Here is a 1,927-nt window from a genome sequence, read left to right as displayed (position 1 = left end):
AAATTCAGTAATTTTGTCATTAGCGATACACCTCCCACATCTTATCGGTAATCGACTTGCCTTCTTCTAAACGTAAATCTTCCGTATAGAAATCTTGAATAATCCGGCGGTCTTTTAGCATGACTACCCGGTCCACCAAAGTTTCAATCTCATTAATCTCATGGGTTGAGATCAAGACGCCACGCCCAGCCATCAACTTACTGGTGAAAACATTGGCAATCTCTTCCCTAGTAAAGATATCAACCCCAGAAAACGGTTCATCCATGATGAGATAATCCGAGTTTAAAGTTAGACCTAGCAGTAAATTCACCTTAGCCGTATTCCCCTTAGACAAGTGTGAGATCTTTTCATCAGGATTTAAATTGAAGAAAGTTACCAAGTCTTTAGCTAAGACTGGATCATAGGTACTATAGTATATGGCCATATAATCCAAAGCTTCTTGAATAGTCATCTCTTTCACCACGAGGATGGTGTCAGGAATGTAAGAAATCCGGTTAAAATCATTAAAATCGATCGGTTTACCATCAATTAAAAACTGACCAGAAGCGACTGGGGTTAACTTCATCAAACCATTCATCAAACTCGTTTTTCCAGACCCATTCTCCCCAATTAAAGCCGTAATTTCTCCTGGTTTAATAGAGAAAGATACATCCTCGAGAATTTTCTTCGCCCCGTAAAATTTATTCACCTTTTCAATCTCAATCATCTTGTTCACCTCGTTTTTGGAAATATTCTGTCATGTAAGTGGTAATCTCATGCGGGTCCATATTCAAGACCTGGGTCGTATCATAGAAGACCGCCATGGCCTGCTCCAAAGCATCACGCTTTAATTGTTGAATAATCATTTGGTTTTCCGTCACTCGACTTGGCACATTGGCTTCTGACACAATAATCCCTTCTTCCTCTAATGATTTAAACGCCCGCTGAACCGTATTAGGGTTAATCTTGAACGTTTTGGCGATATCACGACGAGAGGGCAACTTATCCCCAGCCATCAATCGGCTAGCAACAATCTCCCCCTTATAATGGTCGGCTAATTGCACATAAATTGGCGCCTGCTTATCAAACACAACCATGAAGACCCTCCTTTCAAAAATGCTTTATCGAAAGTGTGTTAGTCAATTAATACACTTTTCTTATCTGTATTATATGGTTAATACACTTCAAGTGTCAATAGCAGGATTCTATAAAAATCATTTAATGATTTTTATTGGCAAAAAGGGGATAGATTGACAAGCGTATGTATATTGAGGGAGGGGTGTTGCTATACAAATCAATTCTCTACTTAAGAGAGCAGTCGTGTATAAAAATTCAACTAACGCAGATTATTCTCGTACGTTCTATCGCAGTAGTTTTTTGACAAAGCATCGACGACATCTGTCCACGGGGAAAAGAAAACATACTTAAGGAAATGGTTGAAAAGCATTGTTAATTTTTACTAGAATAATGCTTACACTTAACCAAAATCAGCAAATTAAAAAGAATTATTCAATGCAAATTATAAAAAAGTCACTTCATTTTTGTTAGAGGCTACGGCTAAATTTTAAAGCCAAGCCGTAGGGTTTAGAATTATTCACCCTAAAATTAGAATATTATTAAGATTCACTTGACTTTTTAATTTGGACATTTTATTATGAGTATAATCAAGTGAGAGACAGTAAAGATTAAGAGATAGGATCAACATTTCCAGAAAGTCTGTGGTTGCTGTGAACAGACAATGTCCCCTATGAAGACACGCCTTTGCTTAAATGACACTTAGTCCGGTGGCACCGTTATAGCCAGACTAGCGGATAAAGACTAGTCAATGAGGTTATAAGTGTGAACTTATAACGAATTAAGGTGGGAACACGTTTCGGCGTCCTTGATCCAGTGATGGATTGGGGGCGTTTTTTTTATAACATTTTGCATTTTAAAGGAGGGGCAACAT

General features: G+C 37.9%; 2 protein-coding genes. Both read right to left on the bottom strand.

Features of this window, described 5'->3' with window-relative positions; genetic code table 11:
* Positions 1–19: 19 nt before the first annotated feature.
* Positions 20–706 (bottom strand): ATP-binding cassette domain-containing protein, encoded by a 687-nt coding sequence (locus ABS916_RS12840; protein WP_350452270.1) that lies wholly within the window; start codon positions 704–706, stop codon positions 20–22.
* Positions 699–1,076 carry a GntR family transcriptional regulator gene (locus tag ABS916_RS12835; RefSeq protein WP_048725651.1) on the bottom strand — a complete coding sequence of 126 codons (378 nt, stop codon included), beginning with the start codon at positions 1,074–1,076 and terminating at the stop codon, positions 699–701. Before ABS916_RS12835 ends, ABS916_RS12840 begins: the two co-directional genes overlap by 8 nt.
* Positions 1,077–1,927: the final 851 nt, after the last annotated feature.

This window comes from Carnobacterium sp. (genome assembly GCF_040274945.1).
In the GTDB taxonomy this organism is placed as follows: domain Bacteria; phylum Bacillota; class Bacilli; order Lactobacillales; family Carnobacteriaceae; genus Carnobacterium_B.
Note: the sequence above shows the minus strand (reverse complement) of the source record. Positions and strands in the feature narration are given on the sequence as shown.

Bases quoted from the DNA above. Each gene is read 5' to 3' on its own strand.
- ABS916_RS12840 (WP_350452270.1), bottom strand. From the start codon at position 706: ATGATTGAGATTGAAAAGGTGAATAAATTTTACGGGGCGAAGAAAATT.
- ABS916_RS12835 (WP_048725651.1), bottom strand. From the start codon at position 1,076: ATGGTTGTGTTTGATAAGCAGGCGCCAATTTATGTGCAATTAGCCGAC.